This window comes from Marinobacter sp. EVN1 (genome assembly GCF_000475375.1).
Classification (GTDB): domain Bacteria; phylum Pseudomonadota; class Gammaproteobacteria; order Pseudomonadales; family Oleiphilaceae; genus Marinobacter; species Marinobacter nauticus.
In genome coordinates this window covers 36,497-62,455 of the sequence record NZ_AXCB01000011.1, presented here as the reverse complement: position 1 = coordinate 62,455, position 25,959 = coordinate 36,497, and the positions used below count along the sequence as shown (strand labels likewise).

The window sequence follows — 25,959 nt, the reverse complement described above, 5'->3', positions numbered from 1 at the left end:
TTGCCCCCGCACCGGGGGCTTCCTATACTCCCGTGACGGCGTCCGGAAATCCGGACGCCCAAGGATTGCCCATGAAACCATCCCCACCCGTGAGCACGCGGACTATGAGCGAGTTGTTTACCAACAAGAACAAGAGCGGCCTTACCCGTGACCTGATCGAAGCCCTGTTTCCCATGTTTGAGGAGGCCAGTGCCGGTGCCATTGCAGTGGATCGGGAAACCAACATTACCTGGATCAACGGCAGTTATTCCCAGTTGCTGGGGCTCGGGGATCCTTCGCAGGCGATCGGAAAGCCGGTGCGCAAGGTGATACCGCAGACCCGGATGCCAGAGGTGATTGAAACCGGCAAACCTCTGTTGCTGGACATCATGGAGCACAATGAGCAGCAACTGGTGGTCACTCGGTTGCCGTATTACGACGATCAGGGCGGCATTGTCGGTGCTGTTGCCTTCGTGCTCTACGATGACCTGCAACCACTGACACCGCTGGTGTCCAAATACCGGCGCCTGCACCGGGATCTGGCTGCTGCCCGCAAGGCCCTGGCGAAGAAAAGCCGTGGCACCCGCTACAGTCTGGGCGATTTTGTCGGTGGTAGTCCGGCGGCCCTCGAAGTAAAGCGCCGGGCGCGACTGGCGGCAGGCCGGGACATGCCGGTACTGCTGCTGGGGGAAACCGGCACCGGCAAAGAGGTGTTAGCCCAGGCTATCCATGCGGTGTCGCCCCGGGCAGATAAGCCCTTTGTTGGTGTGAACGTGGCTGCGGTGCCGGAAAACCTGCTGGAGGCGGAATTCTTCGGTGTCGCCCCGGGCGCGTACACCGGTGCAGACCGTCGTACCCGGGAGGGCAAGTTCCAACTGGCCAACGGGGGCACGCTGTTTCTGGATGAGGTGGGGGATATGCCGCTGCCGTTGCAGGCCAAGCTGTTGCGGGCGTTGCAGGAGGGGGAAATTGAGGCTCTGGGCTCGAACAAGGTAACGACAGTGGATGTGCGGGTGATTGCGGCCACCAGTCGCAATCTGGAGGCCATGATTGCCGAGGGCAGCTTTCGTTCAGATCTCTATTACCGGCTGAATGTGCTGGAGATCAATATCCCGCCCCTGCGGGACCGATTGGCCGATCTGGGCGTGCTGTGTGAAGCCCTGCTGGGTGAAATCTGTGAGGGCCAGGACATGCGTGGCGAAATTACCGATGCCGGCGTCGCGGCCCTGGGCAGTTACGACTGGCCGGGCAACATCCGGGAATTGCGCAACGTGCTGGAGCGGGCCCTGACCATGAGCGAAGACGGTGACCTGCTGGATGCCGATGCCATCTTCAAAGTATTACCCCGTGCTGGCCAGCGTCTGGTCTCTCCGGTTCCCGCCCGCTCTGTGCGGCCGCTGGCCCGCATTGTGGCTGAGGCCGAAGCCCAGGCCATTGAAGAGGCCCTGGTGACCTGCCGCGGTAACCGTACCAAGGCCGCCCGGCTGCTGGGGATTTCCCGTTCTGTACTCTATGAAAAACTGGCCAAGCTGTCCTGAAATCCGGACATATGTCTGGATATCGGGACAACTGCGTACTACTGAGGTCTATATGTGTCTTTATATCCGGACGATTTGTTCGGTTGATCCTCACAAGAATCTATCTAACACTTTGAAAAACAATAACTAATTTTTTCTGGTATGCCCCGTGCTTTGAGCCGTGTGCAGGACGTCAGAACAATGCAGACAACAAGACTGGCGTTACCCGTTGGACCCGCGAGACCCCCTGTCCGTCTGTTCCTGCATTGTCTGACTATACTCAGATAAGGCCGTCAAAGGCCGCACACAACAACAAAGCAAGGAGACTTGCCAATGAAACTTCTCAAGGCTCTCACCGGTGTTGCCGGTGCGATTGCTCTCACCACCGGTTCTGCCTTCGCCGATGATCTTCGCTGGAAAATGCCGGTTGCTTTCGCCACCAACCTGCCTGGCCTGGGTTCACCAGCGGCCTGGGTAGCCGATAACCTGACCACGGCTTCTGATGGCAGCATTCAGGTTCGTGTTTACGAACCCGGAAAGCTGGTTCCACCATTCGATATTCTCCAATCTGTCTCTGATGGCAAGGTCTCCGCTGGTTACACCTGGATCGGGTACGACCAGGGCAAGGTGCCGGCGATTCCACTGTTTGCGGCCGTGCCTTTCGGAATGAAGCCCTGGGCCTACATCGGTTGGTACTACTACGGTGGCGGCCACGAGTTGTTGCAGGAAACCTACGCCAACAAAGGCTTCAAGGTACATGCCCAGCTGTGTGGCATTATCGGGCCCGAAACGGCGGGTTGGTATGCCGAGCCGATTGAGTCACTGGAAGACTACAAAGGCCTCAAAATCCGCTTTGCGGGCCTGGGCGGCAAGGTTCTCGAGAAGCTGGGTGCGTCTGTCACCATGATGCCGGGTGGTGAGCTGTATCAGGCACTGGAGAAAGGAACCATTGATGCCACGGAATTCTCCATGCCTGCCATTGATCAGATCCTGGGCTTCAATCAGGTGGTCAAGTACAACCTGTTCCCCGGCTGGCATCAGCAGTTCACCGCACAGTACATGCTGATCAACCAGGATGAGTGGGACCGCACCACTGAAGCCCAGAAAGCGCTGGTTGAAGCCTCCTGCACTGCAGCCACTACTCGTGGTCTGGCCGAAGGTGAGTACAAGAACGGCAAGGTTCTGGCGGAGTTCCAGGACAAGGGCGTTCAGGCCGACCAGATTCCCCGCGATGTCCTGCTCAAGCTGAAAGAAGTGACCGAGGAGGTGCTCAAGGAGGAAGCATCCAAGGATGCTGACTTCAAACGCGTCTATGAAAGCCAGCAGGCGTTTATGGAAACCTACAAGGTGTGGGATACCCGCGCCTACGTTCCGGCGGATCTCTAAGGTCCGGGGCTGACTGCGGGGGCCGGGCGATGACCGGTGCCCCCTGATCGAGTCTGGATGGCCCTGCGGGGCCATCCCTGTTTACCCGTAGGCTTTCTGAACGAGGAACGGTTGTATGGCAGTGTCTGATAAAGGCTCACCGCCTGAGGTGCACGCGTCGGCGTCGGACGCCGGTCAATTTATTCATCACCACACCGAATTTCCGACCACCCGGTTCAGCCAGGTTCTGGACGGTGTGATTTCTGCGATAGGCAAGAGTGCTTCCTGGCTCTGGTTTGTGGTCACCGGCGTGATCATTTATGCCGTGGTGGGCCGCTATGCGTTTGGTATGGGCTCGGTCACCCTGGAGGAAGTCCAGTGGCACCTGGCCGGCGCTGGTTGGTTGTTGGGGCTGGGCTATACCCTGGTAACTGATGATCACGTGAGGGTGGATGTCATCCATGAGCGACTGTCGCTCAGGGGCCAGGCCTGGATTGAACTGTTTGGCCTGCTGTTTCTCTTGTTGCCGTTTCTGGGATTGGCGGTCTACGAGATGATTCCCTATGCAGTGAGTTCCTGGGAGCAGGGCGAGACCAGCCAGGCACCGGCGGGCCTCCCTTACCGCTGGATTCTCAAGGGCATTCTGGCGCTGTCTTTTGCCCTTCTGATCATAGCGGCCCTGTCCCGTCTGCTGAAAGTTACCGCTTTGCTTTTCGGCTTTCCGAAGCCAATCCGGGTCGAGTCCGGTGAGAACAAGAAAGAGGATGCGTCCTGATGGAGCTTGAAACCCTTTTTGTAATTGGCATGTTCCTCACTTTCGGGGCGCTGTTGATGACCGGTTTTCCGGTTGCGTGGGTGTTGGGTGGCACCGCGGTTATCTGGACCGTTGTAGGTGTCGTTGCCGTTGAGAATTTTGGTGCCAACTTATGGTTCGACTACTCCTCCTCCATGGGGCTCGTCCCCGAGCGAATCTGGAAGGTGGTAAGTAGCGAGACCCTTGTGGCCCTGCCCATGTTTATCTTCATGGGCATCATGCTCGACCAGTCCGGTGTGGCCGAGCGACTGATGAACAGCATGGTCAAGCTGTTTGGCGCTGTTCGCGGCGGCTATGCGGTTACCGTAATTGTGATCGGCGTACTGCTGGCTGCGACCACCGGCATCATCGGTGCTTCCGTGGTACTCCTCGGCATGTTGTCCCTGCCGGTAATGATGGAGAACAAGTACGACAAGGGATTTGCGGTGGGTACTGCCTGTGCCACCGGAACCCTGGGTATCCTGATCCCCCCGTCCATTATGCTGGTGCTGATGGCGGACCGGCTGGCCGTTCCTGAGGCATCGGTCGGCGATCTGTTCATGGGCGCTTTCTTCCCCGGCCTCATGCTGGGTGCCATGTATGTGGCCTACGCCATTATCCGTCCGATGCTGCAACCGAACATTGCACCAGTACCGGCGGGTACCGAGAAAGTGAGCTGGGCCATCGTCTGGGACGTCGCAAAGGCAGTGGTGCCAACGGCCGCGTTAATTCTGGGTGTATTGGGCTCTATCTTTGCCGGCATAGCCACTCCAACGGAGGCATCCGGTGTTGGCGCGCTGGGCGCTCTGCTTTTGGCCCTGATCTCTGGCCGACTGAACCTGAATGTGCTTAATTCCTCCATGCAGCAGACCACCCGCACGGCGGCGTTCATCTTCGCCATTTTCCTGGGTGCGACGGCGTTCTCAGTCGTTCTGCGCGGTCTGGGTGGCGATCAGGTAATTGAAGACGCCCTGCTGGGCCTTCCTTTCGGACCATACGGCGTAGTTCTCACCATCCTTCTGGGTGTCTTCCTGCTGGGATTCTTCCTGGACTGGGTGGAAATCACCCTGATCATTCTGCCGCTGGTGGCACCGGTCGTTCAGCAGCTGGGTTTTGATCTGGTGTGGTTCACCATCCTGTTTGCCATGTGTCTGCAAACGTCTTTTCTGACACCACCGGTCGGATTCGCACTGTTCTACATCAAGGGTGTCGCCCCGCCGGAGATCAAAGTCACCGATATTTATCGTGGCGTTATTCCGTTCATCATTATCCAGCTGGTAGCTCTGGCCATTGTGTTCGTGGTTCCGGAAATCGCGACCTGGCTGCCGAGTGTGGCTTACGACTAAGGAGAAAATAACAATGCGTCTGGAAAACCGGATTGCCCTGATTACCGGTGCTGGCCGCGGCATCGGTCGCGCCATTGCGGAGGCTTATGGCCGCGAGGGAGCTAAAGTCGCTGTGGCTGACCTAACGCTTCAGGCAGCACAGGATACCGTGGCTGCCATCGAGCAGGCCGGCGGCACCGCCATCGCCCTTGAAATGGACGTAACTGATGAAGATGCAGTTGACGTAAACGTCAATTATGTGGTTAAACAGTGGGGTGGGCTGGACATTGCCGTCGCCAACGCCGGCATTCAGCATATCGATCCGGTGCACAAGCTTGCGTATGCGGACTGGCACAAGGTCATGAACGTGCATCTCGATGGCGCCTTTCTGGTGACTCGTGCGGCACTCAGGCATATGTACGCCAGCGGTGGTGGCACCATGCTGTATATGGGGTCGGTACATTCACTTGAAGCCTCCCCTTTGAAGGCACCCTACGTCGCCGCCAAGCACGGCATGCTGGGCCTGTGCCGGGCGGTGGCGAAAGAAGGTGCGGAGCACGGGGTGCGCAGCAACATTATCTGCCCCGGCTTTGTACGGACACCGCTGGTGGACAAGCAGATACCGGAGCAGGCCAAAGAGCTGGGCATTTCCGAAGAAGAAGTGATCAGCAAGGTCATGCTCAAGAACACCGTGGACGGGAAGTTCACCACCCTGGAAGACGTATCAGAACTGGCGGTGCATCTGGCAGCCTTCCCGTCCGCTGCCCTGACCGGCCAGTCGATCGTGGTCAGCCACGGCTGGCATATGCAGTAATTTTCTGGAGAGACGGATGAGCAACACAGAACAATCACCGGTTGTCTGGACCCCGGACCAGGACACCCTCACCCGTTCCCGCATGGGCCAGTTCACGGCCTGGCTGGAGCAACAGGGCTTTGGCCCCTTTGATGATTACCACGCCCTGCACCAGTGGTCGATTACCGAACTGGACACCTTCTGGCAGAAAGTCTGGGACTACTGCGGCCTGGTCTGCGAGACACCGGCCAAACGGGTACTTGGCAACCGGGAAATGCCCGGGGCGGAATGGTTCCCGGGCATGAAGCTGAATTTTGCCGCCAACCTGCTGCGGCTGGCGGACGGCGATCATTCTGACAAAGAAGCCGTGGTGGCCTACTGCGAAACCCGCCCGGTACTGCGCAAGACCTACGCCGAACTGAAAGCCGACGCCGGCGCTCTGGAAGCCTTCCTGCGCAGCAAGGGCATTACCAAGGGCGACCGGGTGGCGGGTGTGGTCACCAATGGCTACGAAGCCCTGGTGGGTATGCTGGCGGCTACCAGCCTGGGCGCGATCTGGAGCTCCGCGTCACCGGACTTCGGCATCGGCGCCATCAACGACCGCTTCGGCCAGATCGAGCCCTCAGCCCTGATTGTGGTCAACGGCTACGGTTATGGCGGCAAAGTGTTCGCGCGCCAGGACGACTTTGCCGAGCTGATCGCTGGCCTGCCCTCCCTGAAGGTGGTGGTCAGCATTGCCCAACTGCCCGATGAAGCACCGATCCCCGGCGAACTGGTTACCACCTGGGATGATGCCCTGAAGGTCGGTGAAGGCGAGGCGCCCTCGTTCACCCCGGTTGATCCGGACCATCCGGTGTACATCCTCTATTCTTCCGGCACCACCGGCAAACCCAAGTGCATCGTGCACGGTACTGCCGGCTTGCTGGTTAACCACGCCAAGGAACTGATGCTCCATGGTGATGTTGGCCCGGAAGACCGCTTCCTGTACTTCACCACCTGCGGCTGGATGATGTGGAACTGGCAGGCCTCTGCCCTGATGACCGGCGCCGCCGTGATCACCGTCGACGGCTCCCCGGGTTACCCGAGTCTGAATTTCCTGTGGGAAACCGTAGCGAAAGAACGGGTCACCCACTACGGCACCAGCGCCCGTTTCATCGCCGGCTGCCGCAAAGCTGAACTGCAACCGGCGAAAACCCTGGACCAGAGCCACCTGCGCGTGGTGTTCTCCACCGGCTCCCCGCTGTTGCCGGAAGACTACGACTGGATCTATACCGACGGTGCTCCCAACGTATTGCTGGGCTCCATCGCCGGCGGCACCGACATCTGCGGCTGTTTTGTGGGATCAACACCACTGTTACCGGTGCGAAGAGGTGAAATCCAGTGCCGCTTCCTGGGCGTGGACGCGGTCGCCTACGGCGACGACGGCCAGCCGGTCAGCGAAGGCCGGGGCGAACTGGTCTGCCGCCAGCCACTGCCCTCGATGCCTGTCAGCTTCTGGCAGGACCCGGACGGCGAACGCTACAAAGACGCCTACTTCAACACCTTCCCCGGCGTCTGGGCCCACGGCGACTTCATCGAATTCACCGAACACGGCGGCGCCATCATCTACGGCCGCTCCGACGCCACCCTCAACCCTGGCGGCGTGCGCATCGGCACCGCCGAAATCTACCGTCAGGTGGAAACCGTTGACGCGGTTAAAGACAGCCTCGTGGTCGGACGCCAGATCGACGGCGACGTGGAAGTGGTGCTGTTCGTGGTTCCGGCCGAAGGCCAGAACGTCACCGACGACCTGGTCAAAACCCTGAAAACCCGAATCCGAGAAGGTGCCAGCCCCCGACATGTGCCCAAACACATTGTCGAGGTGCCGGACATTCCCTACACCCGTAGCGGCAAAAAAGTGGAACTCGCGGTGGCCCGGCTGATCAACGGCTCCAGGAAAGCCGACAACCGGGATGCACTGGGCAACCCGGAAGCGCTGGACCGGATTCGGGAACGTTTGGCGCAAGCAGGGTTGTTGCCCGACTGATTCTGGATAAAGGGGAATGTGAAGTGTGCCGATATGGGCTGTTTTGTCGACAAAACAGCCCATATTTGCGAACTCTGCGACGATGAAATTGGACTACCCGTACATCGTTTGGGCGTGGCAGGGGGAGAGCTTTCCAAAACCTTGCGGAGCCATGGATGGCGGAGCAGAGCGTACAGGGAGGTATTCACAGCGTGTTTTGGAAAGCTCTCCCCCTCTCACGCTTACCCCTTACCTGATAAATGTTAGAAAGTTTCGTAAATTCCTGCCATTTCATCGTCCTGTCACGGAAGATCAGGCATTTTAAGTCCGTTCTTATACTAAGATCGTAACCAAAATTTTGTAAAAAATGCTATCTTAGTAGGTCTATCAAAAGTTCCGAATCAGTCACTGGCCCGACCGGACGTTCACAAGACGCCCGACCGCGCCATGACCGTCCTGAACCCACCCAATAGCCTGAGGACGAAAATGACATCATCCAAAGCCAAGATTGTCTACACGTTGACCGACGAGGCTCCCGCCCTCGCCACCCGGTCACTGCTTCCCATCCTGGAAACCTTCGCCAAGCCGGCTGGCATCGATTTCGAAACCAGCGACATCTCTCTCGCGGCGCGTATTCTGGCAGGCTTCCCGGACTACCTTGAGGAAGACCAGCGGGTTCCGGATGCCCTGGCTGAATTGGGTGAGTACACCAAGGATCCGGACGCCAACATCATCAAACTGCCGAACATCTCCGCCTCCATTCCTCAGCTGCGTGCCGCGATCAAAGAACTGAACGAGCAAGGCTACAAGGTGCCCGAGTACAAGGAGCACCCGGAGACCGACGAAGAGAAAGAAATCCACGCCCGTTACAGCAAGGTGCTGGGCAGTGCCGTTAACCCGGTACTGCGTGAAGGTAACTCCGATCGTCGCGCGCCGGCCGCGGTCAAGGCCTTCGCACGTAAGTACCCGCACACCATGGGCGAATGGAGCCCGGCTTCGCGTACCCACGTGGCGCACATGCGCGGTGGTGACTTTTACTCCAGCGAGCAGTCCGTGACCCTGGATAAGGCCACCAACGCCCGCATCGTGTTCGAGAACAAAAAGGGCGAGCAGACCGTTCTGAAATCCGACCTGCCGCTGCAGGAAGGCGAAGTGCTCGACGGCATGTTCATGAGCAAGAAGGCGCTGGTGAAGTTCTTTGAGGACGCCATCGCCGACTGTGAGAACACCGGCGTGATGTTCTCCCTGCACGTGAAAGCCACCATGATGAAAATCTCCCACCCGATCGTGTTCGGTCACGCGGTGAAGGTTTTCTACAAGGAACTGTTCGACAAGTACGGTGAGCTGTTCCAGGAAATCGGTGTTAACCCGAACAACGGCCTGTCGTCCGTGATCGAGAAGATCAAGCAATTGCCGGAATCCAAGCAGGAGCAGATTCAGGAAGACCTGCACGCGTGCTACGAGCACCGTCCGGAAATCGCCATGGTCGATTCTGTTAAAGGGATCACCAACCTGCACGTGCCGAGTGACGTCATTGTCGACGCCTCCATGCCGGCGATGATCCGTAACTCCGGCAAGATGTGGGCCCGTGATGGCAAGCTGAAGGACACCAAGGCGGTGATGCCGGAGTCCACCTACGCCACCATCTACCAGGAAGTGATCAACTTCTGTAAGACCCACGGCGCGTTTGACCCCACCACCATGGGTACCGTTCCGAACGTGGGCCTGATGGCGCAGAAAGCCGAAGAGTACGGCTCTCACGACAAGACCTTCGAAATGAAGGAAGACGGTGTCGTGCGCGTTGTGGCCGAAGACGGCACTGTCCTGACCGAGCACAAGGTTGAGGAAGGCGATATCTGGCGCGCCTGCCAGACCAAGGATCTGCCGATCCGCGACTGGGTCAAGCTGGCGGTTAACCGTTCCCGCTCCAGCGGCATGCCGGCCGTATTCTGGCTGGACGATGAGCGTGCCCACGATGCCCAACTGATCAAGAAGGTCAAAACCTACCTGGCTGAACTGGACACCGAAGGCCTGGACATTCGCATCATGTCTCCGGTTCGCGCCATTCGCTGGACCATGGAGCGTCTGATTCGCGGCCTGGACACCATCTCTGTCACCGGCAACGTGCTGCGTGACTACCTGACCGACCTGTTCCCGATCCTGGAGCTGGGCACCAGCGCCAAGATGCTGTCCATCGTGCCGCTGCTGAACGGCGGTGGTCTGTATGAGACCGGTGCCGGCGGTTCCGCACCCAAGCACGTACAGCAGCTGATTCAGGAAAACCACCTGCGCTGGGATTCCCTGGGTGAGTTCCTGGCCACCGCGGTGTCGCTGGACGAGCTGGGCGAGAAGCAGAACAACGAGCGTGCCCGCCTGCTGGGCCAGACCATGGACAAGGCCACCGAGCGACTGCTGGAAAACAACCAGTCTCCGTCGCGGGTAACCGGCGAGCTGGACAACCGTGGTTCCCACTTCCACCTGGCCCGCTACTGGGCGGAAGAGCTCTCCAAACAGGATGAAGACAAGGAACTGAAAGAATTCTTCACCAAGCTGTCTGCCCAGTTGGAGGAGAACAAGGACAAGATCCTGGAAGAAATGACCGTGGTGCAGGGCCATCCGGCCGATATCGGTGGTTACTACCACCCGCCCATGGAGAAGGTGTGCGAGGTCATGCAGCCGAGCGCCACGTTCAACAAGATCCTGGCCGAGGCACGGGATTCCGTGAAGTAAGGCCAGTGTTTCAGCCGGGCCATGGGCCCGGCATGAATCCCCGAAACCCGGTGCGCTTGAGGCTCACCGGGTTTTTTATTCGTCTGGCTCTTCCTGGTAGCCCTGTCCGGTTTCACCGGCCTTACGTAGCTGAAGCAGCGTCATCGGCGGGCCGATCAACTCGAATACCACCGTAGCGCCAATCACCAGCGGCAGAATGTAGCCAAGCTCCGGCAGCCGTTCGGTGGCCACCAGGGCGAGGCCCAGGGCAACGCCGGCCTGGGGCATCAGGCAGGCGCCGATACGCTGCCGGGTTTCCGGAGCAGAGCCGGCGAGCAGGCCACCCAGATATCCCCCGGCCAGACGGCCGCCAATGCGGGCCAGTACATAGGCCAGGCCAAGCGCACCGAGGGTGGGTAGCGCCAGCCAGTCGAGCTGGTAGCCGGCCATGAAGAAAAACAGTGCCAGGAAGGGCTCGGAAATGCCTTCGATGGAACGGAACGGCCGAACGTGATGTCGGGCTCGGTTCGCCACCACAATGCCCAGGGTCATGCAGGTCAGCAGGTACGACAGGCCAAACCAGCTGGCCAGACCCGCCGCGACAAAGACAAACCCGGCGGATTCCAGCAGCATGGGTTCACCCGGCCGTAGCCGCCCGGTCAGCCAGGCCATGGGAAACCCCAGTACCATACCCAGCAGCACCGAGCCTGCCACTTCCCAGAGCCCGTGCAACATGGCCGTGGGGCCGCTCAGGTCGCCGTTGCCCAGCAAAAGACCGGCCGCCACCAACAGAACACTGAACAGTATGGCGCCCCAGGCATCGTCGATGGCGACCACCTGAAACACCAGACGGGTGAGCGGGCCGTTGGCGCCCGCTTCGCGCAGGACATCCAGGGTTGCTGCCGGTGCGGTGGCGGTGGCAATGCCGCCCAGCAGCAGAGCCGCCGGCAGGTTGCCGGTGACGGCCCAGACCGCCAGGATGACGGCCGCGGCGGTCAGCAACGTGACGGCCAGGCTGACAATCAGCGCTTCTTTTCCCTGCCTGAGATCCCGTGCCGACATCCGTTCACCCAGCAGAAAACCCACCATCGCCAGGGTTAACTGGGTAATCAGGCTGAAGCTCTGGTCTGCGTTATCCGGCAGCAGGTCAAGCAGATCCGGTCCAGCCAGGGCGCCCAGCAACAGCAGCAGCGTCACCCGGGGCACGTGTACCTTCTGGCCCACGGCGTGCGCAGCGAGTGCCAGCAGCAGGGTGCTACCGATAAGGATCAGGTCGCTGGCGTGATTCACCCCCTTACTCCTGTTGCAGCGGAGCGAACCGGGCCTGGGTCAGTCGGGCCAGATCGGCGGGTGCCAGTTCGATTTCCAGGCCCCGTTTGCCGGCACTGACAAAGACCGTTTCGAAGCCCTCGGCAGACTGGTCGATGAAGGTTTTCAGAGGTTTTTTCTGGCCCAGGGGACTGACCCCACCCAGGACATAGCCGGTGGTGCGCTGCACCAGCTGTTTGTCGGCCATGACGGCCTTCTTGGCGCCGGCGGCCTTGGCAATCTGTTTCAATCCGAGCATGGCGGTGACTGGTACGATGCCCACCGCCAGATTCTTACCATCGAGGCTGACTACCAGGGTCTTGAACACCTGGGCCGGGTTTGCACCGGTTTTTTCCGCCGCTTCCTCGCCATAGCTTTCCGCAGCCGGATCGTGCTCATACTCGTGGATGATGAAATTCACCCGGGCCTGTTTGGCGGCGTTGATTGCGGGGGTCATGACGGTTCCTGTTGGTTGGATCGAACGTAGCACCGATTAAAGCATGTGCCGCCAACGAGTTCATCCTTCCCGGAACACAGGCCAGCGGTGGGTGATGGCTCCCCTGGCCGGATCGAAGATGGCCAGGTCTCCAAACTGCAGGAAGACCGATTCGCTCTGGTGCGGCCGCAGGAACACCCGGTCGCCCTCTGCCAGATCGAGCCCATCGGCGAAATTCAGCATTTCCTGATTACTGGATCGGCCGTAGACCGGATTATCGGTTAATCCTGCCGGTGACACCGGCGTTGCCGGCCAGTTGCCGCCGTAGATGAAAGCCGTGCGGGCCCGGTTCGGGTTCCACAGCGCCTGCAGACGGCCCAGCCCGGGTGCACCGGGAATTCGGGTGGTTTCCAGCAGCTTCAGGACCGGCGTGGCAATGAACGCCGCGGGCCGGTGGTCAGTCAGTGTTGGCAGGTCGAAATCCGTGGGCATTACCAGGCCGGAACCGGCGGAGAGCTCATTCACGGGCAGCTCGCCGGACAGCCTGCGATAGAGCTGATAGGTGGTGGACCCCCCGGTGTTAAGTGTCAGGTCTGTCAGTGAGCGTCCCAGGTGTTGCTCGGCGGTGGACACGTAATCCTGATACCGCGCCATGGCCCGGTCCCGCAGCCAGGCCGCTGGCCCCGGTGCTTTCATGATATGAGGTTCGTAGCCCATGAACCCGCTGAAACTGAGCCAGGGCGAGCGTTCAATCATGGTCAGGACCCGAGCCAGGTCACCGGTGTCGGTAAACCCGCCACGATGCAGGCCAACATCGATCTCCAGGTTAATCCGCAGCCGGCGTTGTTGTGCCCGGGCGAAACCTTCATAGGCCTCAAGCCGCTGCCGGGAATCCACCAGCCATTGCAGTTGCTGTTCTGGCCGGAAGCCGCTGGTACTGGATGTGAGCTGCTGATAGAAACGGTCAACGGCGGCCACCGGAAGCGGCTTGCCCATCAGTACATCCGCCTGAGGCAGGGCCTCGGCCACGGTGTTAAGAAAGGGTTGGTGGAAGACCATCAGCCGGTTGCTGCCGGTGGCTGCCATGATCCGTTGCAGAAGCGGCAGAGAAGGCAGTGATTTGACCACAATGCGGTAGTGGTACTCGCCGTTCAGGTGACTGTTCAGGGCCGACAGGTTGTGATCCAGCCTGGCCTGATCCAGCACCAGCGTCGGGGTTGCCAGGCCAGCTTTGGAAAGGGCGGCGTCCAGGGCCTGGAAATAGGGGTGATGACCGTCCCGGCGGGCTTCTGGTCGCAGCCAGGCCAGGGCGCCGGCGGCACCCAGGGCGGTGGCGCCGAGCAGAAGCCGGCGACGTTGTCGAACGAAGGCATCACTGTGGGCCATGGTTACGCGCTCTCCCCCGTCGTCTCGAACAGGCCGGCCAGGTAAGGATTGAGAAACCGCCCGCCCGGGTCCAGGCTGCGCCGCACCTCCAGAAAATCCCGCCACCTGGGATACAGGGCCCGGAAATCACCGGACTTGAGGGTGTTGAGCTTGCCCCAGTGGGGCCGGCCGCCGTGCCGCAGCAAAATCGGCTCCAGCGCTGTGAACATGGGTTGATAGTCTTCCTCGAAGAACCGGTGTACCGCAATGGAAACGGAATCACGCTGGTAAAACGGGCTGAGCCAGGCATCGTCGGCCTTCACAAAGCGAACCTCGAAGGGAAAGAACACCTCGGGAAACTGTGCTTCCACTACAGACATAATCTCCCGGAAGGCCGCCTGCCAGTTTTCCCGCGGCAAATGGTATTCCATTTCATTGAAACGGACATTGCGGTCGCTGGTGTAGTTCTGCCAGGACGCGGCCACTTTCACTTCTTTGTCCAGGGAGCGGATATAGCCGCCCAGGATCAGCCGGCGTAACCGGGGCGACCAGGCCAGGTAGTCCCGCGCCCGCTGAAGATCCCGGGCGCCGTCGTTCTGGTCCAGATGGGTGGTGGCCGATACCGGTTCGGCGGTCAGATCATGCTGGCTGGTAAAACCCATGCCGGAAAAAGGAATGTAGTAGAACTCGTAGTTGCGATGCTGGTCGGCGCGGGCATCGGCAGAATCCAGAATATCCTCCAGCGGTAGCCACTCGGTGGTCTTGCGCAATCGGTAAGGTCGGGTGTTCTGCAGGGTCACATCAGTCACAATGCCGAGGCAGCCGAGGCCAACCCGGGCGGCGTGGAAAATCTCCGGGTGCCGGTGCCGGCTGCATTCCAGCAGCTCGCCCCCGGCAGTCATCAGCGTGAGGGCTTCGACATAGCCGGACAGGCTCATCAACCCGGCGCCGGTGCCATGGGTCGCGGTGGCCAACAGCCCGCCCAATGCCTGTTGATCGATGTCTGGCATGTTGAACAATGCCTGGTTGATGGCGTCCAGCGGCCGGCCCACCTGCCCCAGCAGAGTTCCGGCAGCGATGCGGGCCTGGCACTGCTGATCATCGTGGCTCAGAACACCGGTCATGCGCGCCAATGAGACCAGAATGCCGTCGGTGGGTACCAGGGCCGAGAATGAGTGCCCGGACCCCACGGGCCGTATGGTAGTCCCCGCATGGTCAGAGTTCTGCAGCAGATGCCGGAGCTCGTCAATGTTGGCCGGAGCAATCCGGTTTTCGGGCAGGCAGGTCTGGGAGCCGGACCAGTTTCGCCAGGGCAAAGGGCTTTGTGATGGCTCGCCCGCAGCCGGCAATGCGCTCTCACTGGCGGTGGCACCGGTCAGATGGCTGGCGATGGCAGTGCTGACCAGTAACTGCAGGAAATGGCGCCGTTGCATCGTCAGTGGTCCTCCGCTTCGGCGGGTGTGGCCATAAAGCGAATCAGCTGGCGGAACTGCTCGGCGTTGCAGTCCATACAGAGCCCGTAGGGTGGCATGCCACCGATGCCAGAGACCACGTTATCCACGAGGGTTTCCATGCCTTTGGCCAGCCTTGGCTGCCAGGCCTCGCCGTGGCCGGTCAAGGGGGCATCCGAGGTGCCGCGGGCGTGACAGGTCTGGCAGGATCGCTGGTAAACCGCGGCCAGTTCCGGGCTCGCCGGGCTGCTGTTGGCGGCATGGGCCTGAACGGCAGCAGATGGGCTGTGACCGCCATTACAGGCAGCCAGGCCGATGGTAATGGTGGCCACAATGGCCCGAGGCAGATGCTGGTGCAATCTCATTCTTGTTATCCGTAACGCGATTATGTGTCACGTTTAGTGTCATCGATCCCGACTGAAACTGCAAATCCTTCTCGACTCATGAGCCGTAACTGTCTATTTTTTGTATAGGAAGCTTGAGGCGACAAGGAAATTGGCATGCAGCCAGAACGGCCGGATTATCCGGGGCTGACCCGACTGAAGGAAAGCCACAGTCCGCGAAGACGTGCGCTGTGGGCAACTCTGGTGTATCTGGTGGCCGGGTTTATCTGGATTACTTTCTCGGATCGTATCGTCGAGCTCTGGTTTCCAGATGCCCGCATGTTGTCGTTGGTGCAGACCTGGAAAGGGGTCCTGTTTGTGGTGGTGACCGGCCTGGTGCTGTTCACGGTGATTCTGCGCCAGCTCAACAAGGACCGCGTGCTGCTGTCCCTGCAAGCCGACCAGCGCCGGGCGCTCCGTCGGCGTGAACGACAGCTGACAGTGCTGATGGATAACCTGCCGGGTATGGCCTACCGCTGTCTGCCCGACGAAGACTGGACCATGTTGTTCGTATCGGCCGGGTGTGCCGATCTCACGGGGTATCAACCTGAGGAGCTGATTCGTAATCGAATCACCAGCTACGCGGCCCTGATGGATGAGGAAGACGCCGGACAGGTCGCGCAGGAAGTGGAAGCGGCGGTCCGCAAAGATGAGTCTTTTTCCGTCGAGTACGCCATTACCCGCAAGGACGGACGGAAGATATGGGTCTGGGAGCGGGGCTGCGGAGTGCTGGATGATGACGGCACCATGGTGCTTGAGGGCATTATTCTGGATATTTCCGACCGCAAGCAACTGGAAAACGAGCTCGAAGCACTGGCGACGCGGGACTCACTGACCGGCGTGCTCAACCGCCGGGAGTGCTCACGGGTGCTGATCGAAGAGCTGGAGCGGGCGCGTCGGTACAACCGTCCCCTCGCGTTATTGTGGATCGACTTTGACCACTTCAAGGAAATCAACGATACCTGGGGTCACGCTGCAGGGGATTCCGTGCTCTGTTCCATCAGCAGTCTGCTCGAGGACAGCGTCCGCAGTGTTGATACCCTGGGCCGTTTCGGGGGCGAGGAGTTTGTCCTTATTCTGCCAGAAATGGACGTTGCGGAAGCGGAGGAAACGGCAGAGCGGTTGCGCCAGCGTGTCTGTAATCAGCCGGTGGCCCTGGAATCCGGCCACAACATTCGATTGACCATCAGTATTGGCGTGGCGGTCTTTCCCGACCATGGCGATACCCTGGATGCACTTTGCGCTGCCGCCGACAAGGCGATGTATCGGGCCAAAAAACAGGGTCGGAACTGTATCGCCATGGCACAGGCGGTTCAGCCAGTCCATAATGGTTTCAGATAGTCACGTTTTCCGGCCCCGTTCGAAAAACCTCTGGCGCACCAACCAATAACAAGACTGATAAGGCGTTTATCATGCATTCACTCGCCCGCCGTGCCCTGCATACCTGTAATGTGCCTCGGGACCTGAACCCGGTGACATTTTGCGACACCGCCGGTGAACATCCGGATCGGGTCGGGCTCGACAGCAATGCCGCCGAAGCCGTCTGGCGCAGTGTTGAGGCCCTGTACAGAACGGGTGTGCATCCCGGTATTCAGTTGTCACTGCGTTATCGGGGTGAGCAGGTATTGCACCGGTCGATCGGGCACGCCCGGGGTAATGGTCCCCACGATCCGGCCTCGTTGCCGCGCATTCCCATGACCACCGACACCCCGATCTGTTTCTTTTCCGCCTCCAAAGCAGTCACCGCGTTACTGATGCATATGTTGTCCGAGCAGGGGCTGGTCAACCTGATGGACCCGGTGTCCTACTATTGCCCGGAATTTGCGCGTAACGGCAAGCGCACGATTACCGTGCACCAGATTCTCTCCCACCGGGGCGGTATCCCCGCGATACCCCGGGAAACCCCGATCGACGTGCTTTGGGACCGCGACGAAATCTGGCGGCTTCTGTGCGCCGCCAAGCCAGTCGAAGTGGACGGCGCCAAGGTGGCCTACCATGCCATTACCGGTGGCTTTGTGTTGCAGCGGGTTCTGGAAAAGGTAACCGGCGACACTATCGAAAGCTACCTGGATCGTTACCTGCGCCGCCCCATGGGTATGAAATGGTTTACCTATGGCATAGCTCCCGAACACCTGCACGAGCTGGCCAGCAATTATGCTACCGGGCCGACGCCCCGGTTTCCGGTGTCCTGGGTGGTGAACCGCGCCTTGGGCGGTGATATCCGGACGGTGGAGAAAGTCACCAACGACCCCCGCTTCCAGGAGGCGGTGATCCCCGCCGGAAACCTGTGCGGCACGGCCGAAGAAATGGGGCGCTTCTTCCAGATGATGCTCAATGGTGGCAGTTGGGATGGCAAGCGCATCTGCAGCGAACTCACGGTTCGCCGTGCCATCCAGCAATTTGGCTCACTGCAGATGGACAGGACCATGCTGGTGCCCATGCGATTCAGTGCCGGCATGATGCTGGGCAGCAATCCTGTTGGCCTTTGGGGCCAGCAAAGCCGTTATGCGTTTGGCCATGTCGGGCTGATCAATAAACTGTGCTGGGCGGACCCGGCCCGGGACATTTCCGTCAGCTTGTTGAACACCGGTTTTCCGATTGTGGGCCATCACTTACCAGCCCTGGCCCGTTTCGTCTACACTGTCTGCAAACAGTTCCCGGTGTTGCCGGAAAACCAGCGGAGACTGGTGGCAGCCTGAGCGTTTCATTAAGACGCCAGGCCTTGGCGCTCAAGGCCTGACGCCAGAATCTGTCAAAAAAAGTGAAAGCTTGTTCATTGTAATTGCACTTTGTCTGACAGTTCGGCACACTTGGCATCAATCAATAAGGATGTTTTCCACACTCATTGGACGAGGTTAACTATGGAAAAGCCGCAATTTCCCCCGCCTGAGCAGCGTAGCGTCAAGCTTGATCAGCACGACAGTGTTCGTTCCCACGTGCAGCAGCAGATCTGCGATGAGGTGCAACGCCTGGAACGTCGTATTGAAACCCTGCGCCTGACCAAAGCCCCCCACGCAGCCATCATGATTTCCACATACGAACGGATGATCTGCCGAAAAAAGGGCTTTCTGCAGAACTGGGACCTGTAACCGGCCCGGTTCTGCAGAGACGATTGCTACTGTCGGTCAGGAGTTGATACTGCATTCCAGGACATCAGGAATTCCGTTTCCGGCTGATTGGCACAGTTTGCCGGATTGCTGACGGTTGGAATGTCATCGGCGTTCTCGTAATCGGCTGGATCTTCCTCCGGATCCGGAATTCTTGCCGGTTCGTCGTTGGAGACGAACAGATGGACCGTGCTCATGCCGTAATCCAGTTCAATGCGGAGACAGTCCGGGCTGTCGTCCTCCATATTGAAGCCGTGTCGACTGAAATCGATGACCGCCTGCTCCGGGCTTTTAATATACAAGGTATCTTTCTGGGTAGTTCCGATGAATTCCTGGCGCAGTTCGATGCCGCCGTAATCCCGTGACACGTAGTCTGCTGTCGCGTATTCCGGCTGGTTGTAGCCAATGGCGCTGAATGAGGCTGCATTGAACCTCGAGCCTGCGAGAACGCTCAGCAGTTGTGGCTGTTTATCCCTGTCTTCGGCGTCGACGCTGCGGGCAACGTGCTGGATAGTGCGATAAACATGCCCGGTTTCGCTGCCAGCCTGGTAACGCCAGTCCAGGGTCTGATAACGCCATTCCCGGGCATTCAGAGGTCGGTTTTCAAGGGTTGCAGCCTGATCGGTAAATCGGATGGAGGCCTGGTTGGCCCTGGAGTTATAGGTTCCTGATTCATCGGCTTCAATGCGCCTGCGGATATAGCCCCGCCCTTCATCAAAATTATCAACGCGCCCTACGCTGATCACCTGATTCATCAGATCGAGAGGGTTACGAACCTTGCGGTAGCTTTTTCCGTCGCTGGTGGGTTCGGCACCGATAAACCGGTCGATATGGCGACGGATGTCGGCAGCCGTTGCCTGGTACTCCGCGGTCTGGTCCGCGCCGTTCGGCTCGATACCGGGATAGAAGTCAGCAAAGCGGGTTTTGCTCAGAGTATTCGGGGCACGGTCTGTATCCGCCAGGTCGAAGGTGCTGAAGGTGAGATCGACATTACTGGCCGGATTTAACGTCGACGAGGAATCGCCGCCACTGTCGACCCGACACCCGCTGAGTGTCAGTAACGTGAGTGAAACAGCAGCAAAAAGGCAGGAATGTCTCATTTCAGGTGACCCCGGGGTGCGAAAAAGCGTGTGAACGGCTAAAGTGACGAGTGCTGACAATAAACGATAAAGCACGCAGCTACCCGCGCGGAGATCACATTTTGCAGCAACGGTTTGCCCATATCCCGGTGCGGACGGTGGTTCTTCTCCTGTTTCTGGCCGTTCTGGTTTTGCCATCTGTGGCGAAGGCCCAGAATGCCTGCCGGGATGGGCAGATCATGCTGGATCACAACACCGGTAGCATTCCGGATCTGGGCGAGTGCCTCTGGTACCTGGAAGATCCTGAGCAGTCACTGACGATTGACGAGGTTCGCGCCGCAGGCGAGGACAGGTTGACCCGTCATCAGGGTGGCGTACTCAACTTCGGTTATACCGGCTCCGCCTACTGGACTCGCTTTGACCTGAGCACCCGCCGTTTGACCTCCCGCTCGGACTGGATACTGGAGCTGGCGCTGCCACTGGTGGACGACGTTCGGCTGTATCTGGTTCGGGATGGGCAACTGGTGGAACAACGCCAGACCGGGTATCTGGACAGCTGGGACGACCGGGATCTGGCCGTGCCAAACCCGACCTTTCGGCTCAGATTGTCGCCAGACACCGTCACCACGGTTTTCCTGCGCATTACCAACACCAACACCTTCCGCCTGCCGATTACCCTCTGGCACCCGGACAATTACATAGAAAAGGTTTCCATCGACGAAGCCGTGCGCGGGCTGCTGCTGGGTGCCATCCTGGCTATCCTGGCTTACAACCTGTTTGTGGCGGTGTCGGTGCGGGAGCGCAGCAACATCTACTACGTGCTCTACCTGGTATGTGCGGCGGTATTCATCGGTACCGAACAGGTGCACGGGGTTCAGTTGCTGGATAGCCGGCCAGCCTTGCTCAACAAGGAATACCTCCATTTCCAGATTATTCTGACCTGGTTCTTTGGCCTGTTAATGGCCCGTTCGCTGCTGGAAACCCGGCAACGCTCGCCCGATCTGGATCATGTACTCCGGTTATGTCTGACCTCTGTCGTCACCACCTTTGGTTTGTCGTTTTTCATGCCCTATTCGGTGGCCATGGAATGGATTGTGGTCGGCTCGATTCTGCTCAGTATCATTCTGATTGTGGTCAGTTATCTGTCCTGGCGCTATTACAACCCGGCAGCACGCTCTTATTTCTTTGCCTGGACCCTGGCCCTGATCGGGTTTGGTATCTATGCGCTGACGGTGATGGGTTACCTGCCGCTGAATACCTTTACCAGCTATTCGCCACAGTTCGGCCTGACGGCCCAGATCATCCTGTTTTCCTTTGCCCTGGCTGACCGAATCAAGCAGGTTCAGGGCGAGGCCCTGGCCTGGAACCAGCGCGCTCTGGCGAACCTGAGGCGTTACCAGTCACTGTTTGATAACGCCATTGAGGGCGTGTTCCAGATGTCACCGGAACGGCGGTTTGTAACCGCCAACCCGGCCATGGCCGAGTTGCTGGGCTACAGCAGCAGCCGTGAGCTGCTGGCGCGTAATCCGGATGTGCTGGAAACCTGCATTGCCGATGAGCGGTTGCGGCGTCTGGTGGTCGAGCAACTGGAGGCCCGGGGTACGGTGAAGGGTATTGAAGCGCGTTACCTGACCCGTCAGGGCGAGGAACGCTGGGCCACCATTTCCCTGCACACGGTGTATGATGCCGAGGGCCTGCCCATGCATCTCGAAGGCACCTGTATTGACGCCACTGAGAGCCATCAGCGCCTGCAGATCGAGCGGGAGCGGGAGCAGGAGCGGCTGGAAAAAGAGCTGGCCCGGAATTCCGCTCAGGCCAAGAGCCAGTTCCTGGCCAATATGAGTCATGAAATCCGGACCCCGCTGGCGGCAATCATCGGCTATGGCGAAACCCTGCTGGACCCGGATCTGAACGAAACCGAGAAACGCAGCAGTGCTGAAACGGTGGTTCGCAGCGGGCGGCACCTGCTGGAGCTGGTGAACGATATCCTCGACCACTCAAAGATCGACGCCAACAAGCTGGATGTTGATGTGGTGCCGGTCAATCTGCCGGAGTTGCTGGATGAAATCCGCGCCTTCTTCGCCCCCCGGGCCCGGGAAAAGGGCCTGGATTTCAGTATCATCTGCGATTATCCCCTGCCCGAGAAGATCCGGACCGATCCAACCCGTTACCGACAAATTATCATTAATTTGTGCGGAAATGCCCTGAAGTTCACGGAAAATGGGTCTATCTCCCTGATTATTCGCTGTGACCGGGGCGCCGAGAAGCTTTACGCCCGGGTGGTGGATACCGGGATTGGCATGAAGCCTGAACAGCTGGACCGTCTGTTTGACCCCTTTGCCCAGGGCAGCACCGCAATTTCCCGCCAGTATGGCGGCACGGGGCTCGGCCTCAGTATATCCCGGAGGCTGGCGGAACTGCTGGGCGGCGATATCCGGGTGTCCAGCACCTATGGTGAAGGCAGTGAATTTGAAGTGTGCATCAGCACCGGTGAACTCGCGCAGGTTCATTTCCTGCGGGATGCCTCGGAATTCAGCCAGCGGCGCCGGGCCATTGCCATGGTCATGGCGCCCCGGTTGTCGGGCCGCATCCTCTGTGCCGAGGATAACGATGTAAACCGCCGGCTGGTGTCGTTGCTGGTGGGGCGCACCGGTGCCGAGCTGGTGCATGTCAGTAATGGCGCGGAAGCCCTGGAGCGCGCCACCCGCGAGCACTTCGATCTGATTCTGATGGACATCCAGATGCCGGTGATGAATGGCCGGGATGCCACCCTGGCGTTGCGGGAAGCAGGTGTTAACACCCCGGTGGTTGCGCTTACGGCCAATGTCATGGCCGAGGATATCGCTGAATATCGTCTGGCGGGATGCAATGATCACCTGGCCAAACCCATCGACAAGCAGCGCTTTTACGAGGTATTGGCCCGTTACCTGGCGTTGTCGGCGGAAACGGCGGTGGGTTCGGGTCACCGGTACAGCGGCAAGGTGCTGGTGGCCGAAGACAACGATGATAACCGTGGGCTGGTGGAGCGGATGCTCCGCCGCACCGGCGCAGAGCCCTTGCTGGTGACCAATGGGGAAGAGGCGGTTCGCCGGGCCCTGTCGGAAACCGTGAAACTGGTGCTTATGGATCGCCACATGCCCGGCATGGACGGCGTTGCGGCCACCCGGCTTTTGCGCCAGGCGGGCTTCCGGCGGCCGATCATTGCCTTTACCGCTGGTGATCAGGCAGAGAATGAAGCCTTGCTGGAGGCCGGTTGCGACGGGGTGCTGAACAAGCCCATTGACCATGCCCACCTGCAGGCCCTGCTGGATCGCTATCTGCCGGTGGAACAATGGGTCGGCGAGGCGGTTGACGATGACATTAGTCCGCTGGTGAACCGTTTCCTGGATGGCCTGGCTGAGCGAAAGCGTCGCATGGAAGCCGCACTGGCCCAGGGACAGTTGCAGCAATTGCAGTCCGAGAGCCATCAGATCAAGGGCACCGCCGGTGCCATGGGCTATCCGTTGATGACAGAACAGGCAGGGATACTTGAGCGATGTGTACGCTCAAGCCCCGGAGAGAGGGGGATGATTCGACAGGAACTGACCACCCTGAACGCCATGATTGACCGGGCCCTTGAGGGCCACCAGAGGTCGTCGAAAACCACAAAGGAACAGGCCAATGAGCGATAACCAAAAACAGGAACATTATTCCCTGAGCATGATGTATGGCACGTACGCCGACATACTGTTCGTACTGTTTCCGTTTCTTGTCATTGCCATGCAGCGGCTCTGGGATGGCAACCTGTACCAGTCCCTGATGCGGCCCGACCTGAGTATTGCTGCGGCGATTCTGGCCGGCCTGGCTATCGGCAAGTTTGTGCTGGGGTTGGTGACCAATCGCGATCTGGGGCGCTACAAAGAGCGGATTGTGTTTTTTATTGCCCTGACGCTGTTCGTGGTCCTTGGGCCGGCCATCATCCTGATCCTGAGTATGACCGGGAACGCGGAGATTCCGGGCTTTGTGGCCTTTGTGCAGCCGGTACTGCTGATTGTCTCCATTTCCCTCTATACAACGGCAGTCAGCATTGCCAATATTCTCACCCGGGTGACCGCGCCACCGTCCGTCGGTGACCATGGCGGGCCCGCCGGTGATGAACCGGTTGATGTCCGCCCCGGGCCCGCACCTCTGGACTTGCCGCGCCGAACCGGCAACGATACCTACTGAGCCAGGGCACAGAACAGGAGAGTGTAATGAGTGATCTCAGAGTACTGGTGGTCGAAGATGAGCCGGTGATGCGGGAGCGTCTGGTCGACATGCTTTACAAAGCCGGTGCTACCAGCGTGTCTGAATGTGCGGATGCTGCCTCTGCCAGGGCGGCGTTCGAGGCCAGTGAGTTCCAGATCATTCTGCTGGATCTGGGACTGCCGGATGGTAACGGTCACGAACTGATGACCCGTTTCAAACAGGTTCGGGAGAACCAGCATATTGTGCTGGTCACCGCAGACGATTCCATTGAGAGTATTCAACGTGCCATCAGTGCCGGCGCGAATGGCTATGTGGTGAAGCCCTACTCCCAGGAAAAGATTTACGATGTGGTGAACAACTACGCCATGGTCCATGGCGGTGATCTGTCGATGATGGATGGGCTGAACCGGCATCATTGACCGGTTCAGCCTGCGGCTTTGGCGGCACGTCTGATCAGGCTACCTGGCGGGCAATCCAGGAGTTGTAGCGGGTCGCAAGAGCCCGGACATATCGGGCTTCGGCGCCGTCCAGATTGCTGAGTACGCCTTTGAAAATCCAGCCCCGCTCATACAGACCCAGCACCCGCTGCTCGTCATCCAGATTGACTCGCTGATTGAGTTTCTTGCAGATTGCATCCAGCAGCGGCAGCTTCTCCGGGCGCTTGATCGGAGCCTGACGATTGGCCATGGGCTGGTTCGCTGCACGTGATGTCGGATGTCTTCTCATGATGTTCTCCTTGTCGTTTTGCGGCTGCAAAAACAGAAAACCCCGGAGCCTCACAGGCAACCGGGGTCTGGCGGAGAAGCTGCCCCGGTTGCCGCAACGGCTCCCGGGACTGACCGAAAGCCGTTAGCTGTCTTTCACCATGGCACGCACGGCCTGCCCAATCTGGCAACCGGCGGCTGAGTATACGGTGTGCTTTGAAATCATCCTGGTCATATCGGCTCTGTGGATTCGGTTCAGTCATCAGTGTATAGGCAATTGGACGGTTTGCAATAGCCCAGCTCATTCGGCAAACCCGTACAGACGCACCGGCGGGAAATCCTCATACTTCTCCCTGTCACGTGTTTTTACGTTGTGCAATCCGCGGTACCTGCCTGGCAGGTATCGAATGGATCTCTCCTTTCTACGCAGCCCGATGGGCTGCGTTTTTTTTGCCATCTCGGTAAGTTCGTAGCCACTACTTCGTACAGCCATTTATGGCGGCTTTGGCGATAATTCAACCACTCAATACATCCAGTTATCCAATTGATATCCAGAGGTTGAAACCGAAGAAAATGCCCGAAGAACCCGGACCTGCCCGTAACAAGTTCCGTTCTGATTTTATTGTCGAGATTGCCCTGATTGTAGCGGTTGCCGTTTATCTGGTGATGGCGCAGGGGCAAGTGGTGGGTGAGAACCTGTCCTTTACGGTTACTGGTGCCGCGCTGATGGCACTGGCCACCTACTGGACACTTCATACCATCCGAGATGGCCTGGAAGTTATTGCACTGCGGCTTCGCCCCGGCAAATAACCCGTTCCCAGGTTTTGTGCAGGATGAGTGCATCGTTGGCTGCCCGATGCACGGGCAGCCCGAGTTCGGCAATCACCTGCTGGCGGATGCCTGACCAGTGGCGTACCTGGCCCGGGTCGAGCAGCATGGAAATGGATTCCAGTTGAAACGCCGGAACCTCACCGGCGGCCCGGAATAGCCTGTGTAGCCAGAAGCTGTCGAAAGTCCAGGCGTCACAGAATACCTGCTCCGGCAACAACTTGTTTAATTGCTGAGCCACCTCGCTAACCGGCATGCCTTCCTGCAACAGCCGTTGCCGTGAAATTCCGTGAATGGTTTCCGCGCTTTCAGACCAGTCCTGCCAGAGCACATGGGGCTGAATCAGCCAACTGTGCAGTGCTCCGTCGGGCATGCAGATGCCTACCTCAATCGGGTAGCTGGCGATCAGGTCGAGGCTGGACGCCTCAAAGTCAATAAAGGCCGGGCTGAAGTCTGAGCTCATTGAATCGGTGCTGGTGCTTTGTCGTTTTCTTTCGAGTTTACCCCTGATCTTGCCAGGACGCGAACCCAACTCGGTTTGTCACTGTTACAATATGGCCACGCTTTGTAAAAGCCCGATGACAC

Annotated in this window: 22 protein-coding genes; 14 read left to right on the top strand and 8 right to left on the bottom strand. The window is 59.2% G+C overall.

The annotated features are described in order from the left end of the window. Window positions 1–71: 71 nt before the first annotated feature. The 7 genes from Q674_RS24830 (at window position 72) to Q674_RS24800 (ending at window position 10,507) form a co-directional block, all read left to right on the top strand. On the top strand, window positions 72–1,517 hold the full coding sequence (locus Q674_RS24830) for a sigma-54 interaction domain-containing protein (RefSeq protein WP_410110932.1): 1,446 nt from the start codon (window positions 72–74) through the stop codon (window positions 1,515–1,517). A gap of 312 nt (window positions 1,518–1,829) precedes the next feature. Then, on the top strand, window positions 1,830–2,882 hold the full coding sequence (locus tag Q674_RS24825) for a TRAP transporter substrate-binding protein (protein ID WP_011783665.1): 1,053 nt from the start codon (window positions 1,830–1,832) through the stop codon (window positions 2,880–2,882). A 115-nt stretch (window positions 2,883–2,997) separates the two neighbouring features. Beyond that, window positions 2,998–3,636: a TRAP transporter small permease subunit gene (locus tag Q674_RS24820; protein ID WP_011783666.1), complete on the top strand. Its 639-nt coding sequence runs from the start codon at window positions 2,998–3,000 to the stop codon at window positions 3,634–3,636. After that, complete coding sequence (locus tag Q674_RS24815; protein ID WP_023008094.1) at window positions 3,636–5,000, top strand: TRAP transporter large permease; 1,365 nt, start codon at window positions 3,636–3,638, stop codon at window positions 4,998–5,000. The genes Q674_RS24820 and Q674_RS24815 overlap by 1 nt, the downstream gene beginning before the upstream one ends. Before the next feature lie 13 nt (window positions 5,001–5,013). Next, window positions 5,014–5,793 (top strand): 3-hydroxybutyrate dehydrogenase, encoded by a 780-nt coding sequence (locus Q674_RS24810; RefSeq protein WP_023008093.1) that lies wholly within the window; start codon window positions 5,014–5,016, stop codon window positions 5,791–5,793. 16 nt (window positions 5,794–5,809) lie between these two features. Further along, window positions 5,810–7,798, top strand: coding sequence for an acetoacetate--CoA ligase (locus Q674_RS24805; protein WP_023008092.1), 1,989 nt, complete (start codon window positions 5,810–5,812; stop codon window positions 7,796–7,798). A gap of 465 nt (window positions 7,799–8,263) precedes the next feature. Next, window positions 8,264–10,507, top strand: coding sequence for an NADP-dependent isocitrate dehydrogenase (locus Q674_RS24800; protein ID WP_011783670.1), 2,244 nt, complete (start codon window positions 8,264–8,266; stop codon window positions 10,505–10,507). Window positions 10,508–10,582: 75 nt separating this feature from the next. Here Q674_RS24800 and Q674_RS24795 read toward each other — a convergent pair whose 3' ends face one another. The 5 genes from Q674_RS24795 to Q674_RS24775 are packed head-to-tail and all read right to left on the bottom strand — an operon-like array spanning window position 10,583 to window position 15,411. Continuing rightward, window positions 10,583–11,776: a cation:proton antiporter gene (locus Q674_RS24795; protein ID WP_011783671.1), complete on the bottom strand. Its 1,194-nt coding sequence runs from the start codon at window positions 11,774–11,776 to the stop codon at window positions 10,583–10,585. Between the two features lie 4 nt (window positions 11,777–11,780). Next, window positions 11,781–12,251, bottom strand: a complete 471-nt coding sequence (gene ybaK, locus Q674_RS24790) for a Cys-tRNA(Pro) deacylase (protein WP_011783672.1) — start codon at window positions 12,249–12,251, stop codon at window positions 11,781–11,783. Between the two features lie 60 nt (window positions 12,252–12,311). Further along, window positions 12,312–13,616, bottom strand: a complete 1,305-nt coding sequence (locus Q674_RS24785; protein ID WP_023008091.1) for a DSD1 family PLP-dependent enzyme — start codon at window positions 13,614–13,616, stop codon at window positions 12,312–12,314. Window positions 13,617–13,618: 2 nt separating this feature from the next. After that, on the bottom strand, window positions 13,619–15,028 hold the full coding sequence (locus Q674_RS24780; RefSeq protein ID WP_023008090.1) for a D-arabinono-1,4-lactone oxidase: 1,410 nt from the start codon (window positions 15,026–15,028) through the stop codon (window positions 13,619–13,621). A 2-nt stretch (window positions 15,029–15,030) separates the two neighbouring features. Further along, complete coding sequence (locus Q674_RS24775) at window positions 15,031–15,411, bottom strand: c-type cytochrome (protein WP_023008089.1); 381 nt, start codon at window positions 15,409–15,411, stop codon at window positions 15,031–15,033. A gap of 135 nt (window positions 15,412–15,546) precedes the next feature. On the opposite strand from Q674_RS24775, the gene Q674_RS24770 reads away from it, so the two are divergent. The 3 genes from Q674_RS24770 to Q674_RS24760 all read left to right on the top strand — a co-directional run bounded on the left by Q674_RS24770 (window position 15,547) and on the right by Q674_RS24760 (window position 18,518). After that, window positions 15,547–16,770 carry a sensor domain-containing diguanylate cyclase gene (locus tag Q674_RS24770; protein ID WP_023008088.1) on the top strand — a complete coding sequence of 408 codons (1,224 nt, stop codon included), beginning with the start codon at window positions 15,547–15,549 and terminating at the stop codon, window positions 16,768–16,770. Window positions 16,771–16,841: 71 nt separating this feature from the next. Further along, a complete protein-coding gene (locus Q674_RS24765; RefSeq protein ID WP_011783677.1) occupies window positions 16,842–18,128 on the top strand; it encodes an EstA family serine hydrolase in 1,287 nt (428 codons plus the stop codon). Window positions 18,129–18,290: 162 nt separating this feature from the next. Beyond that, window positions 18,291–18,518 (top strand): hypothetical protein, encoded by a 228-nt coding sequence (locus Q674_RS24760; RefSeq protein ID WP_022991822.1) that lies wholly within the window; start codon window positions 18,291–18,293, stop codon window positions 18,516–18,518. Between the two features lie 26 nt (window positions 18,519–18,544). On the opposite strand, the gene Q674_RS24755 is transcribed toward Q674_RS24760, so the two are convergent. Continuing rightward, complete coding sequence (locus Q674_RS24755) at window positions 18,545–19,636, bottom strand: hypothetical protein (RefSeq protein ID WP_023008087.1); 1,092 nt, start codon at window positions 19,634–19,636, stop codon at window positions 18,545–18,547. Window positions 19,637–19,737: 101 nt separating this feature from the next. Between Q674_RS24755 and Q674_RS24750 the strand changes: the two genes are divergently transcribed. The 3 genes from Q674_RS24750 to Q674_RS24740 are packed head-to-tail and all read left to right on the top strand — an operon-like array spanning window position 19,738 to window position 24,261. Next, on the top strand, window positions 19,738–23,286 hold the full coding sequence (locus Q674_RS24750) for a 7TM diverse intracellular signaling domain-containing protein (RefSeq protein ID WP_023008086.1): 3,549 nt from the start codon (window positions 19,738–19,740) through the stop codon (window positions 23,284–23,286). Beyond that, window positions 23,276–23,821: a hypothetical protein gene (locus Q674_RS24745; RefSeq protein WP_023008085.1), complete on the top strand. Its 546-nt coding sequence runs from the start codon at window positions 23,276–23,278 to the stop codon at window positions 23,819–23,821. The genes Q674_RS24750 and Q674_RS24745 overlap by 11 nt, the downstream gene beginning before the upstream one ends. Window positions 23,822–23,847: 26 nt before the next feature. Further along, window positions 23,848–24,261: a response regulator gene (locus tag Q674_RS24740; protein ID WP_011783682.1), complete on the top strand. Its 414-nt coding sequence runs from the start codon at window positions 23,848–23,850 to the stop codon at window positions 24,259–24,261. 34 nt (window positions 24,262–24,295) lie between these two features. Here Q674_RS24740 and Q674_RS24735 read toward each other — a convergent pair whose 3' ends face one another. Beyond that, complete coding sequence (locus Q674_RS24735; RefSeq protein WP_031209774.1) at window positions 24,296–24,568, bottom strand: hypothetical protein; 273 nt, start codon at window positions 24,566–24,568, stop codon at window positions 24,296–24,298. 551 nt (window positions 24,569–25,119) lie between these two features. Between Q674_RS24735 and Q674_RS24730 the strand changes: the two genes are divergently transcribed. Beyond that, window positions 25,120–25,356 carry a hypothetical protein gene (locus Q674_RS24730; RefSeq protein WP_014420082.1) on the top strand — a complete coding sequence of 79 codons (237 nt, stop codon included), beginning with the start codon at window positions 25,120–25,122 and terminating at the stop codon, window positions 25,354–25,356. On the opposite strand, the gene Q674_RS24725 is transcribed toward Q674_RS24730, so the two are convergent. Continuing rightward, the gene (locus tag Q674_RS24725) at window positions 25,325–25,837 is read right to left on the bottom strand and encodes a hypothetical protein (RefSeq protein WP_022991828.1); all 513 of its coding nucleotides are present in this window, start codon (window positions 25,835–25,837) and stop codon (window positions 25,325–25,327) included. The two genes, Q674_RS24730 and Q674_RS24725, sit on opposite strands and share 32 nt — an antisense overlap. Window positions 25,838–25,959 lie beyond the last annotated feature (122 nt).

Bases quoted from the DNA above. Each gene is read 5' to 3' on its own strand.
- Q674_RS24830 (WP_410110932.1), top strand. From the start codon at position 72: ATGAAACCATCCCCACCCGTGAGCACGCGGACTATGAGCGAGTTGTTT.
- Q674_RS24745 (WP_023008085.1), top strand. From the start codon at position 23,276: ATGAGCGATAACCAAAAACAGGAACATTATTCCCTGAGCATGATGTAT.
- Q674_RS24820 (WP_011783666.1), top strand. From the start codon at position 2,998: ATGGCAGTGTCTGATAAAGGCTCACCGCCTGAGGTGCACGCGTCGGCG.
- Q674_RS24770 (WP_023008088.1), top strand. From the start codon at position 15,547: ATGCAGCCAGAACGGCCGGATTATCCGGGGCTGACCCGACTGAAGGAA.
- Q674_RS24735 (WP_031209774.1), bottom strand. From the start codon at position 24,568: ATGAGAAGACATCCGACATCACGTGCAGCGAACCAGCCCATGGCCAAT.
- Q674_RS24785 (WP_023008091.1), bottom strand. From the start codon at position 13,616: ATGGCCCACAGTGATGCCTTCGTTCGACAACGTCGCCGGCTTCTGCTC.
- Q674_RS24725 (WP_022991828.1), bottom strand. From the start codon at position 25,837: ATGAGCTCAGACTTCAGCCCGGCCTTTATTGACTTTGAGGCGTCCAGC.
- Q674_RS24780 (WP_023008090.1), bottom strand. From the start codon at position 15,028: ATGCAACGGCGCCATTTCCTGCAGTTACTGGTCAGCACTGCCATCGCC.
- Q674_RS24805 (WP_023008092.1), top strand. From the start codon at position 5,810: ATGAGCAACACAGAACAATCACCGGTTGTCTGGACCCCGGACCAGGAC.
- Q674_RS24775 (WP_023008089.1), bottom strand. From the start codon at position 15,411: ATGAGATTGCACCAGCATCTGCCTCGGGCCATTGTGGCCACCATTACC.
- Q674_RS24730 (WP_014420082.1), top strand. From the start codon at position 25,120: ATGCCCGAAGAACCCGGACCTGCCCGTAACAAGTTCCGTTCTGATTTT.
- Q674_RS24760 (WP_022991822.1), top strand. From the start codon at position 18,291: ATGGAAAAGCCGCAATTTCCCCCGCCTGAGCAGCGTAGCGTCAAGCTT.
- Q674_RS24740 (WP_011783682.1), top strand. From the start codon at position 23,848: ATGAGTGATCTCAGAGTACTGGTGGTCGAAGATGAGCCGGTGATGCGG.
- Q674_RS24810 (WP_023008093.1), top strand. From the start codon at position 5,014: ATGCGTCTGGAAAACCGGATTGCCCTGATTACCGGTGCTGGCCGCGGC.
- Q674_RS24800 (WP_011783670.1), top strand. From the start codon at position 8,264: ATGACATCATCCAAAGCCAAGATTGTCTACACGTTGACCGACGAGGCT.
- Q674_RS24825 (WP_011783665.1), top strand. From the start codon at position 1,830: ATGAAACTTCTCAAGGCTCTCACCGGTGTTGCCGGTGCGATTGCTCTC.
- ybaK (WP_011783672.1), bottom strand. From the start codon at position 12,251: ATGACCCCCGCAATCAACGCCGCCAAACAGGCCCGGGTGAATTTCATC.
- Q674_RS24815 (WP_023008094.1), top strand. From the start codon at position 3,636: ATGGAGCTTGAAACCCTTTTTGTAATTGGCATGTTCCTCACTTTCGGG.
- Q674_RS24755 (WP_023008087.1), bottom strand. From the start codon at position 19,636: ATGAGACATTCCTGCCTTTTTGCTGCTGTTTCACTCACGTTACTGACA.
- Q674_RS24765 (WP_011783677.1), top strand. From the start codon at position 16,842: ATGCATTCACTCGCCCGCCGTGCCCTGCATACCTGTAATGTGCCTCGG.